Source organism: Microbacterium sp. TPD7012 (genome assembly GCF_003075395.1).
GTDB lineage: Bacteria > Actinomycetota > Actinomycetes > Actinomycetales > Microbacteriaceae > Microbacterium.
In genome coordinates this window covers 45,613-62,997 of the sequence record NZ_QDFV01000007.1, presented here as the reverse complement: position 1 = coordinate 62,997, position 17,385 = coordinate 45,613, and the positions used below count along the sequence as shown (strand labels likewise).

Annotated in this window: 11 protein-coding genes and 1 tRNA gene; 9 read left to right on the top strand and 3 right to left on the bottom strand. The window is 70.4% G+C overall.

What is annotated here, in order from left to right:
• The first annotated feature begins 18 nt into the window (after window positions 1-18).
• On the top strand, window positions 19-900 hold the full coding sequence (nudC, locus tag DC434_RS17170; RefSeq protein ID WP_116636537.1) for an NAD(+) diphosphatase: 882 nt from the start codon (window positions 19-21) through the stop codon (window positions 898-900).
• Window positions 897-2,618: an ATP-dependent helicase gene (locus DC434_RS17165; protein WP_116636536.1), complete on the top strand. Its 1,722-nt coding sequence runs from the start codon at window positions 897-899 to the stop codon at window positions 2,616-2,618. The genes nudC and DC434_RS17165 overlap by 4 nt, the downstream gene beginning before the upstream one ends.
• An 816-nt stretch (window positions 2,619-3,434) precedes the next feature.
• Here the strand turns inward: DC434_RS17165 and DC434_RS17160 are convergent.
• Window positions 3,435-4,853 carry a zinc-dependent metalloprotease gene (locus tag DC434_RS17160; RefSeq protein WP_116636535.1) on the bottom strand — a complete coding sequence of 473 codons (1,419 nt, stop codon included), beginning with the start codon at window positions 4,851-4,853 and terminating at the stop codon, window positions 3,435-3,437.
• Between the two features lie 118 nt (window positions 4,854-4,971).
• Here DC434_RS17160 and DC434_RS17155 point away from each other — a divergent pair, with 118 nt between their 5' ends.
• From DC434_RS17155 to DC434_RS17145, 3 genes are all read left to right on the top strand, one after another.
• Window positions 4,972-6,063, top strand: a complete 1,092-nt coding sequence (locus tag DC434_RS17155; protein ID WP_116636534.1) for a PDZ domain-containing protein — start codon at window positions 4,972-4,974, stop codon at window positions 6,061-6,063.
• Window positions 6,064-6,138: 75 nt separating this feature from the next.
• Window positions 6,139-9,060: a UPF0182 family protein gene (locus DC434_RS17150; protein ID WP_243408991.1), complete on the top strand. Its 2,922-nt coding sequence runs from the start codon at window positions 6,139-6,141 to the stop codon at window positions 9,058-9,060.
• A 125-nt stretch (window positions 9,061-9,185) separates the two neighbouring features.
• Window positions 9,186-10,682, top strand: coding sequence for a cytosine permease (locus DC434_RS17145; protein WP_116636533.1), 1,497 nt, complete (start codon window positions 9,186-9,188; stop codon window positions 10,680-10,682).
• Between the two features lie 92 nt (window positions 10,683-10,774).
• Here the strand turns inward: DC434_RS17145 and DC434_RS17140 are convergent.
• Window positions 10,775-10,848 (bottom strand) — tRNA-Met (locus tag DC434_RS17140).
• Window positions 10,849-10,927: 79 nt separating this feature from the next.
• Here DC434_RS17140 and DC434_RS17135 point away from each other — a divergent pair.
• Window positions 10,928-11,737: a carbon-nitrogen hydrolase family protein gene (locus DC434_RS17135; RefSeq protein WP_116636532.1), complete on the top strand. Its 810-nt coding sequence runs from the start codon at window positions 10,928-10,930 to the stop codon at window positions 11,735-11,737.
• 17 nt (window positions 11,738-11,754) lie between these two features.
• Here DC434_RS17135 and DC434_RS17130 read toward each other — a convergent pair whose 3' ends face one another.
• On the bottom strand, window positions 11,755-12,957 hold the full coding sequence (locus tag DC434_RS17130) for an aminotransferase class I/II-fold pyridoxal phosphate-dependent enzyme (protein WP_116636531.1): 1,203 nt from the start codon (window positions 12,955-12,957) through the stop codon (window positions 11,755-11,757).
• Window positions 12,958-13,055: 98 nt separating this feature from the next.
• Here DC434_RS17130 and DC434_RS17125 point away from each other — a divergent pair, with 98 nt between their 5' ends.
• From DC434_RS17125 to DC434_RS17115, 3 genes are read left to right on the top strand one after another with little or no spacing between them, the layout of a single operon-like run.
• On the top strand, window positions 13,056-14,645 hold the full coding sequence (locus tag DC434_RS17125) for a trypsin-like peptidase domain-containing protein (protein WP_243408990.1): 1,590 nt from the start codon (window positions 13,056-13,058) through the stop codon (window positions 14,643-14,645).
• Between the two features lie 46 nt (window positions 14,646-14,691).
• A complete protein-coding gene (locus DC434_RS17120) occupies window positions 14,692-15,945 on the top strand; it encodes a CDP-glycerol glycerophosphotransferase family protein (RefSeq protein WP_116636529.1) in 1,254 nt (417 codons plus the stop codon).
• Window positions 15,942-17,378: a CDP-glycerol glycerophosphotransferase family protein gene (locus tag DC434_RS17115; RefSeq protein ID WP_116636528.1), complete on the top strand. Its 1,437-nt coding sequence runs from the start codon at window positions 15,942-15,944 to the stop codon at window positions 17,376-17,378. Before DC434_RS17120 ends, DC434_RS17115 begins: the two co-directional genes overlap by 4 nt.
• Window positions 17,379-17,385: the final 7 nt, after the last annotated feature.

The window sequence follows — 17,385 nt, the reverse complement described above, 5'->3', positions numbered from 1 at the left end:
CCGTGAGAGAGGGAGTCGATGACCTTTCAGCCCCCGTCCCTCGACCGCGCCGCCGAGCTCCGCGAGGAGCCGGACGTGCTCGAGCGTCTGCGAGACGACCCCGGAACCCGGGTCATCGTGGTGCGCGAGGGGCGCGTGCGGGTCGTCGACTCGACCCTGCTGCGCGTGCAGGCGGACGCCGTCGGCGACGCGATCTGGGCGCTGCTGGGTCGCGATCAGGACGGGACCGTGCTGCTGCTCGCCGTCGCACCGCCCGAGAACGATGCCCTCGACACGGCTCCGGACGAGATCTGGCTCGGGCTGCGCGACCTCGGCGGACGCATCGACCGCGTCGAGTCCGAACTGCTCGTCGAGGCGATCGCACTCGCCGGATGGCTGCGTGACGCACCCTTCTGCCCGACCTGCGGCGGCGGCACCGAGGTGCGGCAGGCCGGCTGGTCGCGGCGCTGCCTCGTCTGCGGGCGTGACCACTTCCCACGCAACGACCCCGCGGTGATCGTCGCCGTCGAGAGTCGCGACGGCGAGCGACTGCTGCTCGGAGCGAACGCGAACTGGGGCGGGCGCATGTACTCCTGCTTCGCGGGTTTCACCGAGGCCGGGGAGTCGCTCGAGGCGACCGTGCATCGGGAGATCGAGGAGGAGTCCGGCGTGCGCCTCTCCTCGCTGCGCTACATCTCGTCGCAGGCCTGGCCCTTCCCGCGCTCGCTGATGATCGGCTTCCGCGCGGTCGTCGACGACGAGTCCGCGGCTGTCGCCGACGGCGAGGAGATCGTCGACGTCCGGTGGTTCACCCGGAGCGAGATCGCCTCCGCCCTCGCCGGCGACGGCCCTGTGGGGCTGCCGGGTCCGGCATCCATCGCGCGCGCGCTGATCATCGACTGGTACGAGGACCACGCGTGAGCGCACTCGATGCCCTCGACGAGCGGCAGCGGGCTGCGGCATCCGTCCTGCGGGGTCCGGTCGCCGTGCTCGCCGGCGCGGGAACCGGCAAGACCCGCGTGATCACGCATCGCATCGCACACGGCGTCGACACCGGGGCGTATTCGCCGTCGCGGGTCATGGCGGTGACCTTCACCGCGAAGGCGGCGGGGGAGCTCCGAGGACGGCTGCGCGCTCTGGGGGTCGAGGGCGTCGCGGCGCGCACGTTCCACGCCACCGCCCTCGCGCAGTTGAACTTCTTCTGGCCGACGCTGGCCGGCTCGCCCGCCCCGGCGATCATCACCAACAAGGTGCGGATGCTGGGGCAGGCGGCCGACGCGATCCGGCTGCGACCGAGCACCGCCACCCTCCGGGACATCGCTTCCGAGATCGAGTGGCGCAAGGTGTCGATGCTCTCGATCGACCAGCACGCCGCGCTCGGCCGCACGGTGACGGGTGTCGACTCCGGGCAGCTGGTCGAGCTGATGCGCAATTACGAGGCGCTGAAGGACGAGCGCCGGCAGCTCGACTTCGAAGACGTCCTGCTCGCCTGCGCCGGCATGCTGGAGGCGGAGCCGCGCGTCGCGGCATCCGTCCACGAGCAGTACCGCCACTTCACGGTCGACGAGTTCCAGGACGTCTCGCCGCTGCAGAACCGGTTGCTGGAGCTCTGGCTGGGGGATCGCCAGGACATCTGCGTCGTCGGCGACGCCAGCCAGACCATCTACTCGTTCGCGGGCGCCGAGCAGCGCTTCCTGCTCGAGTTCGAACGCCGTCACCCGGATGCGACCGTCGTGCGGCTCGAGACGAACTACCGGTCGCAGGCTCCCATCCTCACCGCGGCCAACGCGCTGATGCACGGTCGTCCCGGCGCTCTCGAACTCGTCCCCGCCAGAGAGCAGTTCACCGCGGATGCCCCCACCGTCACCGCCTACGACTCCGAGTCCGAGGAGGCCGCGGGCATCGCCGCGGCGATCTCCGCCCGGATCGCCGCGGGGGCCTCGCCGGCCGAGATCGCGGTGCTGTACCGCGCTCACGCGCAGTCGGCGGTGCTGCAGCAGGCGCTCGCGGCGGAGGGCATCCCGACCTCCGTCCTCGGCGGCACGCGCTTCTTCGCGATGCCTGAGGTGCGACAGGCGATCCTCGCGCTGCGCGCCGCGGCCGTGGCTCCGACCGAGCAGGGCTTCCTGCCGAACGTGCAGCGGGTGCTGCGCGAGCTCGGCCTGACCGACGAGCCGCCCGCTGCCGGCGGCGCCCAGCGCGACGGCTGGGAGGCGCGACGGGCGATCCTGCGACTCGCGGAGGAAGCGGGCTCCGAGGCGAACCTGCGCACGTTCAGCGACGCCATGATGGCGCGGGCGAAGGATCAGCACGAGCCCACCATGCGCACCGTGACGCTGTCGACCCTGCACGCCGCGAAGGGCCTCGAGTGGCCGCACGTGCACCTCGCGGGGTGGGCCGAGGGATCGCTGCCGATCTCCTACGCATCGAGCTTCGAGGCCATCGACGAGGAGCGGCGACTGGCCTATGTGGGGGTCACGCGCGCCGCACGGACGCTGGACATCTCGTGGTCGCGGTCGGCAGGGCGAGGAGAGCGGGCACCGTCGCGGTTCCTGGCGGAGATGGGGACGACGGCGCGCGGCACCGGCATCCTTCGTGAAACGTCACCGCGCGATGCGCGCGCGAGCCGTCCGCGCTGACCCGCACGATCTCGCCGCCGTCTCCCGCCGCGAGGAGTCGCGCCGCCGCGAGTGCTCCCTCCGCCACCTGCGCCGCCCGCAGCACAGCGGCACCGCGGCCGATCATCTGTGCATGCAGCAGCGGCCACGCCGGGTCGAGGCGCGCATCGTCGGCGTCTCGGCAGGCCAGACAGGGTGACTCCCCGGGGAGTACCAGGGGACCGGCCGTGACCCGGCCCGGCTCGAAGGCGACGGGGAGATGGGGGATGTCCTCGCGCAGGTAGCGCGCGAACTGCACGGCGGCGGCGGCGCCCTGCACGAGGATCACGCCGACCGCACCGCGGACCGAGCGGTCGACCAGCGCGATCCCCTCGTCCTCGAGCACCTCTCTGGCGCGGTGGGCGGCGCGTCCGTCGGTGACGCCGATGATCTCGACCCAGGCGGGGCGAACCGTCGGCGGATCGTCGATCAGCAGGTGCTCGATCCTGGCCAGCAGTATCCGGGCGTCCTGTCGCGGGGCTCCCACGCCGTGCGCGATCACGTCGAAGGCGGCTCGGCGGAAGCCGGAGCGCAGGCGACTCAGCAGCAGCTCCACCCACGGTGCGTCGACCGCGATGCGCAGCCCCTCGTCGACGCCGAGCTGGAGCGTCCGCTCATCCCGCCAGAGCAGCGGCGCGCTCGGATCCAGACGGGTGAGGGTCGGCGGGGTCAGCGGCATCCCCCGATTCTGGTGAAGCCCAGGATGCCGTGGTGCGGAGAAGGCCGGTCCGTGGAGAACTTCCGTGCTTCCCGAGCCAGGGGAGGAGCGGTGCGCATCGCCCGCTCCACCCGGAGACCTCAGACCGGTCGTTCGCCCTCGGGTGTGCCATCCCCGTCCGGGTCGTCGGACCCGTCGGCATCGTCCGTCTTCTCCGTCGGATCCTCGGCGGAGAAGTCGTCGCCGTCGAGCAGACGGGCGAGAGCCTCGTCGAACTCGTCCGCGACCGGCTGCTCGCCGCGCTCGGCGGCCTGCAGCCGGGCGACCAGTGCACTCGGGTCGTCGATGTCGTCGGCGGTCGGCATGAGGTCGGGATAGTCCCACAGGGCATCGCGGGCGCCGATGCCGACGGCATCCGTCACGGCTTGCCACATGGCCGAGGCCTCGCGCATCCGCCGCGGACGCAGCTTGAGACCGACGAGAGCGCCCAGGGCGTCTTCGGCAGGGCCGCCGACCGCGCGACGACGACGGGCCGCCTCGGCGATGCGCGCCCCGTCGGGGAGCCGCGCGGTGGCCTGAGCGGTGACCACGTCCACCCAGCCGTCGATCGTCGCGATGAGGTTCTCGAGACGCGTCAGGGCCTCGCGCTGAGCCTCGGTCTGCGCGGGGAGCAGCGCCCCGCCCTCGATCGCCGCCCGCAGCTCCTCCGGGTCAGAGGGGTCGAGGCGGCTGGCGACGTCTTCGAGCGCATCCACGTCGACGCTCACGCCGCGTGCGAAGTCGGTGATCTGCGCCATCACGTGCAGGTGCAGCCACTTCGCGTGCCGATACAGGCGCGCATAGGCGAGCTCGCGCGTCGCCAGGTACAGCGCGATCTGGTCCTCGGGGATCTCCAGTCCCTCGCCGAACGCGGTGAGGTTCTGCGGGATGACGGCGGCCGTCCCGGCAGGGAGCACCGGGATGCCGACGTCGCCGCCGGACACCACCTCGAGCGAGAGATTGCCCAGGACCTGGCCGAACTGCGCGGCGAACACCGAGCCGCCGAGGCCGCGCATGAGCTTGCCCGCGCCCTGGACGACGCCGCGCATCTCCTCGGGCACCTGGGTGTCGAGGGCGGAGGTCAGCGCATCGGCGATGCTCGTCGACACCGGCCCGGCGATCTCCTTCCAGACGGGCAGGGTCTTCTCGACCCACTCGCCGCGGGTCATCGCGGTGGGAGCCTCGCTCAGTTCGGAGATCGTCGTCGCCTCGCCGAGCCACAGGTTCGCGAGCGTGAACGAGTCGACCAGCGAGCTGCGCGAGCCGTCGGTCACCCCCTGGCCGTCGCGATTCGCGATGTGCAGGGCCTGGCGCTGCGCGTTCTCCCACGGGTCTCCGCCGAACGCACCCTGCAGCTGCGACATGATCGTCTGCATCATCGCGGGGTCGAACTGGAAGCCCTCCATGCCCTGCATGGCATCCCGCAGGGCCTCGGGGTCGATGTCCCCGCCGCCCTGGTTCGAGAGCATCTTTCGGAGGAACTCCTGGAAGTCCTCGGGAGTCGGGTCGTTGTCTGCCATGTCGTTCGCCCTCTCAGCACGCCTATAGCCGTGGCATCTACGCTAGTCACAGGTTTCTGCACGCGTCCCCGAAGCGAGCAGATCGCTGTACGCCGCTCGCGAACGACGGAGGAATGCTGTGGATCGAACGCGGTCTGGAAAGCCCGGACTCGGTGTCTGGGCGCTGATCGTCGCGCTCATCGCCCTCGTGGTCCTGACCTTCCTGCCGACGCCGTACGTGATCCAGCGTCCCGGTCCCGTCTACGACACGCTCGGCACCGCGACGGGGACCGACGGCGAGCAGGTGCCGCTGATCAGCGTCGAGGGTGCCGAGACGTTCGAGACGGGCGGCACGCTCGACCTCACGACCGTGCAGGTCGTCGGCAACCGCGAGCGCACTCCGAGCTGGTTCGAGCTCGCCCTCGCCTGGATGGACTCGTCCCGCGCGGTCGTGCCGCTCGACTCGGTCTTCCCTGAGGGCGTCACGACCGAGCAGCGCGATGAGCGCAACGCGATGCTGATGGTCGATTCCCAGCACGAGGCGACGGCCGCAGCCCTGAACGAGCTCGGCTACGACACGGGAGCGAAGGTCGTCGTGCAGGAGGCCGTGGCGGACGCCCCGGCCGACGGGCTGCTCGAGGGCGAAGACGTGATCACCGCGATCGACGGGACGCCGGTCACCTCCGCCACGCAGCTGCGCGAGGCGATCCAGAAGGCGGGCGGCGACCCGGTCGCCCTCACCGTCCTGCGCGCGGGCGAGGAGAAGACCGTCGAGGTGACTCCCGAGGAGCACACCGAGAACGACGTGACCACCTGGCTCATCGGCATCACGCTACGCACGGACTACGACTTCGAGGTCGACGTCACGCTCCAGCTCGACAACGTCGGCGGCCCCAGCGCGGGGATGATGTTCGCACTCGGCATCATCGACACGCTCACCGAGGGCGAGCTGAACGGCGGCCACAACATCGCCGGCACCGGCACGATCGATGCCGAGGGCACGGTCGGGCCGATCGGCGGCATCCGTCAGAAGCTCTACGGCGCGCGCGACGCCGGAGCGGACTACTTCCTCGCGCCGGCCTCGAACTGCGACGAGGTGGTGGGGCATGTGCCCGACGGACTGCAGGTGATCCGCACCGCGACGCTCGAGGAGTCGCTCGACGCGCTCGAGGTGATCTCGGCGGACGGCGACGTCTCCTCTCTCCCCACGTGCGAGCTCGCCGGCTCGTGAGCAGGGGAGCGGCCGTGACCTCGCCGTGACCGGGATGACAGCCGCCGCACAGTGAGGCGCGCCTAGGATGGAACGGTGACCTCGAACTCAGCCACTGCTCCGAATCCGGCCACGCCTCGAACCTCCCGACGCATCCTCGGCATCTCCCTGGTGATCATCGCCGCCCTGATCGCGGCGTTCTTCGTGTTCGCCTCGCTCTACACGGAGTACCTCTGGTTCGACCAGGTGGGCTTCACCGGCGTGCTCACCACGCAGTGGATCGCCACGGCCGTGATGTTCGTGGTCGGCTTCCTCGGCATGGCGGCGCCGCTCTTCCTCGTGATCCAGCTGGCCTACCGTCTGCGTCCCGTCTACGTGCGGCTCAGCTCGCAGCTGGACCGCTACCAGGAGGTCATCGAGCCGCTGCGTCGCCTGGCGATGTGGGGCATGCCGATCTTCTTCGGCCTCTTCGCCGGCTTCGCCGCCGCCGGACAGTGGAAGACCGTCTGGCTGTGGGCCAACGGCGTGGCGACCTCGACGGTCGACCCGCAGTTCGGCATCGACACCGGCTTCTACATGTTCGCGATGCCGTTCTACTCGATCCTGCTCGCGTTCGTCTCGGCCGTGCTGCTGCTCTCGCTCCTCGTCACCGCTCTCGTGTCGTACCTCTACGGCTCGGTGCGCGTCGGCCAGGGCGAGCTGCGCATCTCGAAGCCCGCGCGCATCCAGCTCGCGGTGATCGCCGGTCTCTACCTTCTGGTTCAGGCGGCGAGCTTCTGGCTCGACCAGTACAAGACCCTGACCGCTCCGGACGACCGCATCACCGGTGCGGCCTACACGGGTGTCAACGCGACCATCCCCGGTCTGGCGATCCTCTCGGTCGTCGCCGCCGTGGTCGCCGTGCTCTTCTTCGTCACCGCGGTCATCGGCCGCTGGCGCTTCCCGCTCGCGGCGACCGCGCTGCTGATCGTCACGTCGCTCGTCGTCGGGGTCGGATACCCGTGGATCGTCACCACCTTCCAGGTGAAGCCGAACCAGAACGCCTACCAGGCCGAGTACTACCAGCGGAACATCGACGGCACGAAGGAGGCCTACGGCATCGCCGACCTCGAGACCACGGCCTTCGAGGCCGAGACGGATGCCGCCGCGGGCCAGCTGCGTGAGGACGCCGAGACCACGGCGTCGATCCGCATCATGGACCCGAAGGTCATCCCGCCGACCGTGCGCCAGCTCGAGCAGTACCGCGGGTACTACCAGTTCCAGACGACGATGGACGTCGACCGGTACGAGATCGACGGCGTGATGCAGGACACGGTCGTCTCCGTGCGAGACCTCGACATGTCGGGTCTCGGCGACGGCGACAACTGGAACAACCGCGTCGCGGTCTACACGCACGGCTACGGCCTCGTCGCTGCCGCCGGCAACCAGCGCACCAGCGACGGCGAGCCGGTGTTCCTCGAGCGCGGCATCCCGTCGTCCGGGTTCCTCACCGACCGCGAGAACTTCGAACCGCGCGTCTACTTCGGCGAGAACTCCCCGGAGTACTCGATCGTCGGCGCCCCCGAGGGCTCGGAGCCGGCGGAGATCGACTACCCGCGCGGCAAGGACGGGTCCAGTGAGACGAAGACGACGTTCGAGGGCGAGGGCGGCCCCGCCGTCGGCAACACGTTCACGAAGCTGCTGTACGCGCTGAAGTTCCAGTCCGAGCAGATCCTGTTCTCGAACCTCGTGAACGAGGATTCCCAGATCCTCTACGACCGCGATCCGAAGACGCGCGTGCAGAAGGTCGCCCCGTACCTCGAGCTCGACAGCGACCCGTACCCGAGCGTCGTCGACGGCCGCATCGTCTGGATCGTCGACGGCTACACCACCAGCTCGACGTACCCGTACTCGACCGGCGTCAGCCTGTCGGACGCGATCGCCGACTCCAACGTCCCGTCGCCCACGCTCGCGATCGACGACATCAACTACATCCGCAACTCCGTGAAGGCCACGGTCGACGCCTACGACGGCTCGGTCACGCTCTACGCGTGGGACGAGGAGGACCCGGTGCTGGAGACCTGGCAGAAGGTCTACCCGTCGACGGTCAAGCCGATCAGCGAGATGTCCGGCGAGCTCATGAGCCACGTGCGCTACCCGACCGACCTGTTCAAGGTGCAGCGCGACGTGCTGGGGATCTACCACGTCGACACGGCCGGATCGTTCGCCCAGCAGGACAACCGCTGGCAGACGCCGAACGACCCCCGCAGCGACGCGATGCTGCAGCCGCCGTACTACCTGACGATGCAGATGCCGGGGCAGGATTCGCCGCGCTTCTCGATGTTCTCCACCTTCATCCCCGTCTCCCAGGGAGCGGGCGGCAGCCGAGACGTGCTGATGGGCTACCTCGCGGTGGACTCGGATGCCGGGTCGGAGGCCGGAGTGAAGGGCGAGGGCTACGGCCAGCTCCGGATGCTGGAGATCGACACGGACACCACTGTGCCCGGTCCCGGCCAGGTGCAGAACACCTACAACTCGGACACCGCCGTCGTGCCGCAGCTGAACCTGCTGCAACAGGGCGAGTCCGAGGTGATCTACGGCAACCTGCTCACGCTTCCGGTGGGTGGCGGTCTGCTCTACGTTCAGCCCGTGTACGTGCAGTCCTCCGAGGGCACGCAGCTCCCGAGGCTGCAGAAGGTCCTCGTCGCCTTCGGTGATCGGGTGGCCTTCGAGAACACGCTCACCGAGGCGCTCGACACGCTCTTCGGGGGCGACTCGGGTGCGACCGGCGGTGACGACACCGTCGAGCCGACGGAACCGGGTGAGGACGATCCGAGCACCGGCGAGACGCCGACCGAGCCGACCGAACCCGCAGAGCCCACGGGCGATGAGGCCGCGGCCCTCGCGGCCGCCCAGCAGGCGCTGCTCGACCGCGAGGCAGCGCTGAAGGCAGGAGACCTCGAAGCCTTCGCGGCCGCCGACAAGCGCCTGACGGCAGCGGTCCAGAAGCTCCTCGAGCTGGACGGTGCCGCGCAGTGACCTCGCGCGACTGAAGCGCATCGGGCGTCCCTTAGGGGGCGCCCGATTCGCGTATCGGCGAACCCTATGGGCTCCATCGGATTCCGGGGATGGGACGAGATCGGGCGGCGACCTACTGTTGCACCATGAACGAGCCCCAGCGCGATATTCCGGAGCCCGCCGCCGTGCAGACCGAGGTGGCAGCACCGAGGGCGACGGGGATCGAGGTCAAGTCCATCGACTGGGTGCCGCTCTCCGAGCGCACCGGCGAGCCGTCGAGCCTGTTCCCGCTGTGGTTCATGTCCAACGCCAACCTCACCACGCTCGCGACGGGCATGGTCGGGGTCGCGATGGGCGCGAACTTCCTGGTGTCGCTGCTCGCGATCATCCTCGGCGTGTGCGTCGGCACCGTGTTCACCTCGTTCCACTCCGCGCAGGGACCGCAGCTGGGTCTGCCGCAGATGATCCAGTCGCGGGCGCAGTTCGGCTACCGCGGTGTCGCCATCGTGTGCCTCGTGGTCGTCGCCAGCATCGTCGGATTCAACATCTTCAACCAGCTGCTCGCCGGGCAGGTGCTCACCGCGACGACCGGAGTCGACGCCGGCGCCGGCTGGTACGTGCTCATCACGGCGCTCGCGCTCACGCTGGCGATCGTGGGGTACCACTGGATCCACCGCGTGCAGAAGTGGCTCACCTGGCTGTTCCTCGCGACCTTCGGCGTGTTCAGCGTCGTGGCGCTCTTCGCTCTCCCGCTCCCCGCGGCGGACTTCTCGCTGGGGGCGTTCGACGGTCCGGCGTTCCTCGTGCAGTTCGCGGCCGCCGCGGCCTACGCGCTGGGCTGGGCGCCGTACGTGTCCGACTACTCGCGGTACCTGCCGCCGCAGACGAGTCCGCGCAAGGCGCTGTTCTACACCTCCTCCGGAGTGATCGTCGGCGCGGGGTGGCTCATGATCCTCGGGGCGTTCGTCGCCTCCCTGTTCGCGGATGCCGACCCTGTGCAGGCGATCACCGCGGCGGCCGACGCGATCGTGCCCGGCGCGGGTGCGGTGCTGCTCTGGTCGGCGCTGCCCGCCCTGATCACGGTCATCACGATCAACATCTACGCCGCGAGCATCGAGCTGATCACGGTGGCCGACTCCTTCCGCTCCGTGCGACCGACGCGGTTCGCCCGCATCGTCGCCTGCAGCATCATCGGACTCGGCGGTCTGCTGGGAGCGGCGTTCTCGACGGGGGAGTTCCTCGACTCGTTCGGGAGCTTCCTCGTGGTGCTGCTCTACGTGCTCGTACCGTGGACGTCGGTGAACCTCGTCGACTACTACGTCGTGCGGCGCGGGCGCTACGCGGTCGCCGAGATGTTCCGTCCGAACGGCATCTACGGCTCCTGGGGATGGCGCGGCATCACCGCCTACGTCATCGGCATCGCCGCGATGATCCCGTTCGTCGTGACGACGTGGTTCACGGGTCCGATCGCCGCGGCGATGGGCGGCATCGACATCGCGCTGTTCGTCGGGCTCGCAGCATCCGCTGTCGCTTACGTGCTTCTCGCGCGCGGACTCGATCTCGGCGCGGAACGTCGACTCGCCACGGAAGAGGCCGAGGCGATGGGAGTACGCTCGGTCAGCTTCGGTGCGGAACGCGGCTGACGGCGGTCGCCACGGCCTCCGTCAGCGGGTGAGCGAAAGGCCCCTGATCGGGATTTCTCCTGATCAGGGGCCTTTCTTGTGTCGCATTCTCGTTGCGGGGACAGGATTTGAACCTGCGACCTCCGGGTTATGAGCCCGGCGAGCTACCGAACTGCTCCACCCCGCGGCACAAGAAGTAACTTATCACGGATTCGAGAGGTCGGCGAATCGAGGCCGGGTGCGCACGGATGCGAGAGGATGAGGTCATGTCCGAGACCGTAGCCGTATCCGTCGCCGTGTGCCAGTTCGCGCCGACGGCGTCCCGTTCCGACAACCGCGAGCGGATCGCTGCGCTGACGGCGGATGCGGCGGCGCGCGGTGCGAAGCTGATCGTGTTCCCCGAGTACTCGAGCTACTTCGTCGATCCGATGGATGCGACGCTCGCCGCGAACGCCGAGGGGCTGGACGGCGAGTTCGTCGCGACCCTCACGTCTCTGGCCGCCGACTACGCGGTCGTGATCGTCGCGGGCCTCGCGGAGCGTGCTGCGGACGGCGAGCGGGTGCGGAACACGGTCCTGGCGGTGCGCGGCGACGGCATCCTCGCGGTCTACCGCAAGCAGCACCTCTATGACGCCTTCGGGCAGACGGAGTCCGATTGGGTCGAACCGGGTGACCCGGGGGAGCCGGCCACGTTCGTGCTCGGTGGCCTGCGCTTCGGGCTGATGACCTGCTACGACCTGCGCTTCCCCGAGCTGGCGCGCACCCTCGTCGATGCGGACGCCGACGTGCTGGTGGTGCCGGCCGAATGGGTGCGGGGTCCGCTCAAGGAGCACCACTGGACCACCCTGCTGGCCGCGCGGGCGATCGAGAACACGGTCTACGTGGTCGCCGCCGACCACCCCACGCCGATCGGCGTCGGGCACTCGCAGATCGTCGATCCGCAGGGCGTCGTCCTCGCCGGCGTCGGCACCGCCGAGGGCATCGCGGTCGCGGCTCTCGAGCGGTCGGCGATAGACCGCGTCCGCGCCGTCAACCCGTCCCTGCGGGTGCGGCGGTACGCGGTGGTTCCCCGCTGACGCGGAGCAGCACCGCCTCAGAGCGCCGAGGCGGCGAGGCGCGCGGCGGCCTCCTCGAGGACCTCGACGCGCTTGCAGGCGGCGAAACGCACCAGCCCGCCGTACTCGCTGCGCCGGTCCGCCGACACGAACGCCGTCAGGGGGATCGCGACGACACCGGCGCGCTCGGGCAGCGCGCGGCAGAACGCCGCGGCATCCGCTCCGCCGAGAGCGGTGGCGTCCGCGACGGTGAAGTAGCCGCCCTGCGGCGCGTGCACGGTGAACCCGGCGGCACGCAGGCCGTCGCCGAGGATCCCGTGCTTGTGCGCGAGCGTCGCGGCGGCCCGGGTGAAGGTGGCGTCGTCGAGACGCAGGCCCACGGCGATGGCCGGCTGGAACGGCGAGCCGTTGACGTACGTGAGGTACTGCTTGACCGTGAGCACAGCCGTTATCAGATCGGCCGGGCCGTGCACCCAGCCGATCTTCCACCCGGTGGCGGAGAAGGTCTTCCCCGCGGAGGAGATCGTGAGAGTGCGTTCGGCCGCGCCCGGCAGCGTGGCGATCGGCGTGTGCGGCGTGTGGAACGAGAGGTGCTCGTAGACCTCGTCCGTGATGATGATCGCGTCGTGCTGCTGGGCGAGACGGACGACCTCGGCGAGCACCTCCGCGCCGAACACGGCTCCGGTCGGGTTGTGCGGATCGTTCACGAGGATGATGCGGGTGCGATCGGTCACCGTGGCGGCCAGCAGATCGAGATCGGGCTGGAAGTCGGGGGCGCGCAGCGGCACGGTGCGCAGGCGGGCGCCGGCGAGGGCCACGGCCGCCGCGTAGGAGTCGTAGTACGGCTCGAAGACCACGACCTCGTCGTCGGGGCCGTCGATCAGCGCGAGCAGACTGGCTGTGAGGGCCTCTGTCGCACCCGCGGTGACGATGACCTCGGACGCCGGGTCGACGTCGAGGCCGTAGAAGCGATGCTGGTGCTCGCTGATCGCGGCGAGCAGGTCCGGGATGCCGCGACCGGGCGGATACTGGTTCGCGCCCGCGGAGATCGCGGCGCGCGCGGCCTCCAGCACCTCGGCGGGGCCGTCCTCATCGGGGAAGCCCTGGCCGAGATTGATCGCCCCCGTTCTGGCCGCAGCCGCTGACATCTCTGCGAAGATCGTAGGTGCGACGGTTCCGTCTGCGGCGAGCAGACCTGCACCGGCCGCCGTGCGCCGCCATGCGCCGGGAATGACACTCATGAAGAACAGGCTAAGGCCATAGCTGAAACTCATCTTCGCCATACGAAACGCACAGATACAGGCGGCAGTCTGAAGGGGCGTCGATGAAGGAGCACACCATGAACGAAGACGAGACCCAGAACCAGTCGGCACCCGCGTCGCACGACGCCGTGCCGTCCACCGAGGCAGCAGAGGCCGCCGCTCAGCCCGCGCCCGCCGCCGAGACCACGGCCGCGTCGGCCCAGGGACACGAGGTGCCGTCGACCTTCACGTCGCAGGCGCCCGCCGCGCCCGCCGTCGCCGCGCCGGCTTCCGCCCCGACGGCCCCCGCAGCGCCGCAGCCCTTCGCCGCGCCGCACACGGCGCAGCAGGCGACAGCCTCGGCTCCGGGAGCCGCCTTCGGCATCCCCACCGCGACCGCGCACACGCAGCCGACGCAGCCGCTCGACGGCACCGCGCCCCTCGGGTTCGGCGCACCGCCGGCCGACGGGGTCAAGACCAAGGAACCCAAGTCGCGGGGCGGCGCGAAGTTCGCGGCGTTCATCGTGGCCGCGGCCCTCGTCGGCGGCGTCGCCGGTTTCGGCGGCGGCGCGCTGCTGAGCGGTCTGCAGGACCAGCCGACCGGCGGCACCGCCGGCGGACCGCAGACCGTCACCGTCAACAACCCCGGATCGGTCAACGAGACCACCGCGGTCGCGACCGCCGCTCTTCCCTCGGTCGTCACGATCGAGGTCGCGGGATCCCAGGAGGCCGGCAGCGGCTCGGGCGTGATCATCAGCGAGGACGGCTACGTCCTGACGAACACGCACGTCGTGACCCTCGGCGGAGCCGTGGCCGACCCCAGCATCCGCGTGACGACGTCCGACGGCCGCATCTTCGACGCCACCGTCGTCGGCACCGACCCGATCTACGACCTCGCCGTGATCAAGCTGACGGACGCGAAGGGCCTCACGCCCATCGAGTTCGCCGACTCGTCGAAGCTCAACGTCGGTGACACCGCCGTCGCGCTCGGGGCTCCGCTCGGTCTCGCGAACTCCGTCACCACGGGTATCGTGAGCGCGCTCAACCGCAGCATCCAGATCGCGTCCTCCGCGCTGCCCGACTCGTCGTCCGAGGACGCCCCGGAGGAGCAGGCGCCGGAAGAGGGCGAAGGACAGGGTCCGTTCCAGTTCGATCTGCCGGGCAACACCGGACAGCAGCCGACCGAGTCGATCTCGATCGCCGTGATCCAGACGGATGCCGCGATCAACCACGGAAACTCCGGCGGCGCTCTCGTGAACAGCAAGGGCGAGCTGATCGGCATCAACGTGGCGATCGCGAGCTCGGGCGGATCCGAGGAGTCCGGATCGATCGGCATCGGCTTCGCGATCCCCGCGAACATCGCGCAGCGCGTCTCCGAGGAGATCATCGCCGACGGCGCCGCCACGCACGGCCTGCTCGGCGCCTCGGTCCGCGACGCGGCGAGCGTCGAGGGCGCGAACGTCGCGGGAGCGTACATCGCCGAGGTCACCGACGGTGGAGCGGCGGCCGCGGCAGGGCTCAAGGCCGAAGACGTCGTCACGGCGTTCAACGGGGTCCCGATCAGCAGCGCCAGCGATCTCACGGCGCAGGTGCGTGCGGCGGCCGCGGGCAGCGATGCCAAGGTGACCTACGTCCGCGGCGGCAAGGAGTACGAGCTCGAGGTGACACTCGGCGAGCTCGCCGGCTGATCCGGAGTTCGCCGAGAAGGACGCCACCCCGCGATAGGCTCGCGGGGTGGCGTCCTTCTCCTTCGGCACCGGCAATGCGGCCAAGCTGCTCCGGATCCCGCTCTATGCCGCAGGACGCATGGGTGCGTTCCTCGTCCCGCGCGGTCGACGCTGGGTGTTCGGCTGCGGCGCCGGGATCGGCGACGGCGCGCTGGCTCTGCAGCGGCACGCGTCGGAGGCGGGACACGACACGCTGTGGCTCACGTCATCGGATCGCGAGGATCGGGATGCCGCCGCGCTCGGCCTCCGCACCGTGCGCAAGAGCGGTCTGCGGGGCTGGTGGGCGACGGCCAGGGCCGGCGTGCTCGTCGTCACGCACGGCCTCGGCGACGTCAACCGCTACGCGAACGGCGGGGCCTTCGTCGTGCAGCTCTGGCACGGCATCCCGCTGAAGCGCATCGGCCTCGACTCGCCGGCCACGACGCAGGTCCCGAACGTGCCGGGCGCGCCGCTGCTGCGCCGGGCCGTCGGGCTGCTGTACCGCGGAGCCGCCCAGCGCATCCGAGTGCTGCCCGCCGCCTCGCATCGCTCTCGCGGTCGTCTGGAATCCGCGTTCGGACTGGGCGCCGACCGGGTCGTCGTGACGGGTGAGCCGCGCGTCGACGTGCTCTCCGCCGGATCGGTCGACGAGCGCCGGGCGGCGGCCTCCGCTCTGCTGGATCGCGCCGTCGGTCCTCTGCCGGAGGCCGCGCGCGTGATCCTCTACGCTCCGACCTGGCGCGACGGCGCGGCGGACCCCGCGGTGCCCTCCGCGGCGGAGTGGGTGCGGATCATCCGTGTGCTCGAAGACGAGGACGCGATCCTGCTCGTGCGATCGCATCCTCTCGGCGAGGGGGGCTATGCCCCGCCGCTGCCCAGCAGGAGGGTGCGGATGCTGGGCTCGTCGGTGCTCGCCGACGTCACGCCCGCGCTCGCCGCGGTCGACGTGCTGATCACCGACTACTCCTCGCTCGCGTACGACGTGGGGCTGCTCGCGACACCGGTGCTGTATCTGGCCCCGGACGCGACCGAGTACGCGCGCACACGGGGCTTCTACGGCCGATACGAGGACGTCGCGGGCGCAGACCCCGCGGCCGACTGGGACGCACTCCTCGGGCAGCTCCGGCGCCTTCTCGCCGACGACGCCGCCTACGACGAGGCGTCGGCGCGTTCCGCTACGCTCAGCGCGGAGATGCATGCATTCCGAGACGGGCGCAACACCGATCGGGTGTACCAGGCAATCCGCGCGCGGGGGATCCCCGCACCGAAGGGAGCAGCATGACAACGGCCCGGATCGATGAAGCGGCCGAAGCGCTGATCATCGCAGGGACCGGTCAGCGACCGGCGACAGCGCAGCTCTCCGGACCGCGGGCACGTGTCGATGCGCGCATCACCGGCGGGGGCAAGACCTGGAAGGCCGTGTTCCCGCTGCAGGCTTCGCGCTGGGGCGGGCCGGCTCTGCCGCTGCCGTCCGGCGAATACGAGCTGCGCATCGCCGACACGGATCTCGACGACCTGCGGATCGCGCCGACCGTGATGACCGGTGTCCGCGTCGCTGTCGACGGCGGCGCTGTTCGCATCGCCGCACCGATCGATCCCGTCTACGAGACAGTCGAGGGGCAGTCGACGCTGGAGGGACGCTACGTGGCCCAGACCGGCGGCACCGAGAACGCCGTGTTCTTCGAGAGCTTCTACGGCCGCAGCGTCGGCTGCAACCCGCAGGCGATCGATCGGGAGCTCGCGTCCCGCGTGCCGGATCTGCGGCGCTACTGGAGCGTGGTCGACCTCTCGGTCGCGGTGCCGGAGGGGGCGATCGCCGTCGTCGAAGGCAGTCCGGAGTGGTGGCATGCCCGCGGTGCCGCCCGACTGCTGGTGGTGAACGACTGGCTGCGTCGCCGGTTCGAGCGCAAGCCGGGGCAGAAGGTGCTGCAGACCTGGCACGGCACGCCGCTCAAGCGACTCGCCCTGCATCGTCCCGGGTTCGACCCTCGTCGCATGGCGGCGGTCGTGAAGGAATCGCGACGATGGGATGTGCTGCTCGCGCAGAACACCTACTCCGAGCGCATTCTCCGCAAGGCATATGCGTTCTTCGGAAGGCCGATCTGGGTCGAGGGCTACCCGCGCAACGACGCGCTCACCACCGGGGATCCGGCCGCGGTCCGTGCGGCTCTGGGGATCGGCGAGGGGGAGCGTGTGCTCCTGTACGCACCGACCTGGCGTGACGATCGCAGCGAGATGGTCGACTTCATCGACCCGGAGCTGCTCGCCCGGCAGGCCGACGCCGTGGTGCTCGTCCGCGGACACACCCGCACGCTGCAGCAGGGGCGCGATCGTTCCGGTGCCAGGGTCATCGACGTGACCGGCTATCCCGAGACGGCTCAGCTGCTCCTCGCCGCCGACGCGCTCATCACCGACTACTCCTCGGTGATGTTCGACTTCAGCGTCACCGGCAAGCCGATGTACTTCCTCGTTCCCGACATGGATCACTACCGCGGGCAGCTGCGCGGCTTCTACTTCGACCTCGCCGAGCGCGCGCCCGGCCCCCTCGTGCGCACGCAGGACGAGCTCGCCGCGGCGCTGGGCGACCCGGGCCAGGAATCCGCCTACGCGAGCAGGTACGCCGCGTGGCGCGCGCAGTTCAACAGGCGGGACGACGGGCACGCAGCCGAGCGCGTGGTGGACCGGATCCTCGACCTCGGGTTCGTCAGCCGCTGATCCGAAG

What these genes read in the sequence shown, in the direction of transcription:
- nudC (WP_116636537.1), top strand. Translation starts at nt 19, where the DNA reads ATGACCTTTCAGCCCCCGTCCCTCGACCGCGCCGCCGAGCTCCGCGAG.
- DC434_RS17160 (WP_116636535.1), bottom strand. Translation starts at nt 4,853, where the DNA reads ATGGCAGACAACGACCCGACTCCCGAGGACTTCCAGGAGTTCCTCCGA.
- DC434_RS17145 (WP_116636533.1), top strand. Translation starts at nt 9,186, where the DNA reads ATGAACGAGCCCCAGCGCGATATTCCGGAGCCCGCCGCCGTGCAGACC.
- DC434_RS17135 (WP_116636532.1), top strand. Translation starts at nt 10,928, where the DNA reads ATGTCCGAGACCGTAGCCGTATCCGTCGCCGTGTGCCAGTTCGCGCCG.
- DC434_RS17130 (WP_116636531.1), bottom strand. Translation starts at nt 12,957, where the DNA reads ATGAGTGTCATTCCCGGCGCATGGCGGCGCACGGCGGCCGGTGCAGGT.
- DC434_RS17125 (WP_243408990.1), top strand. Translation starts at nt 13,056, where the DNA reads ATGAACGAAGACGAGACCCAGAACCAGTCGGCACCCGCGTCGCACGAC.
- DC434_RS17115 (WP_116636528.1), top strand. Translation starts at nt 15,942, where the DNA reads ATGACAACGGCCCGGATCGATGAAGCGGCCGAAGCGCTGATCATCGCA.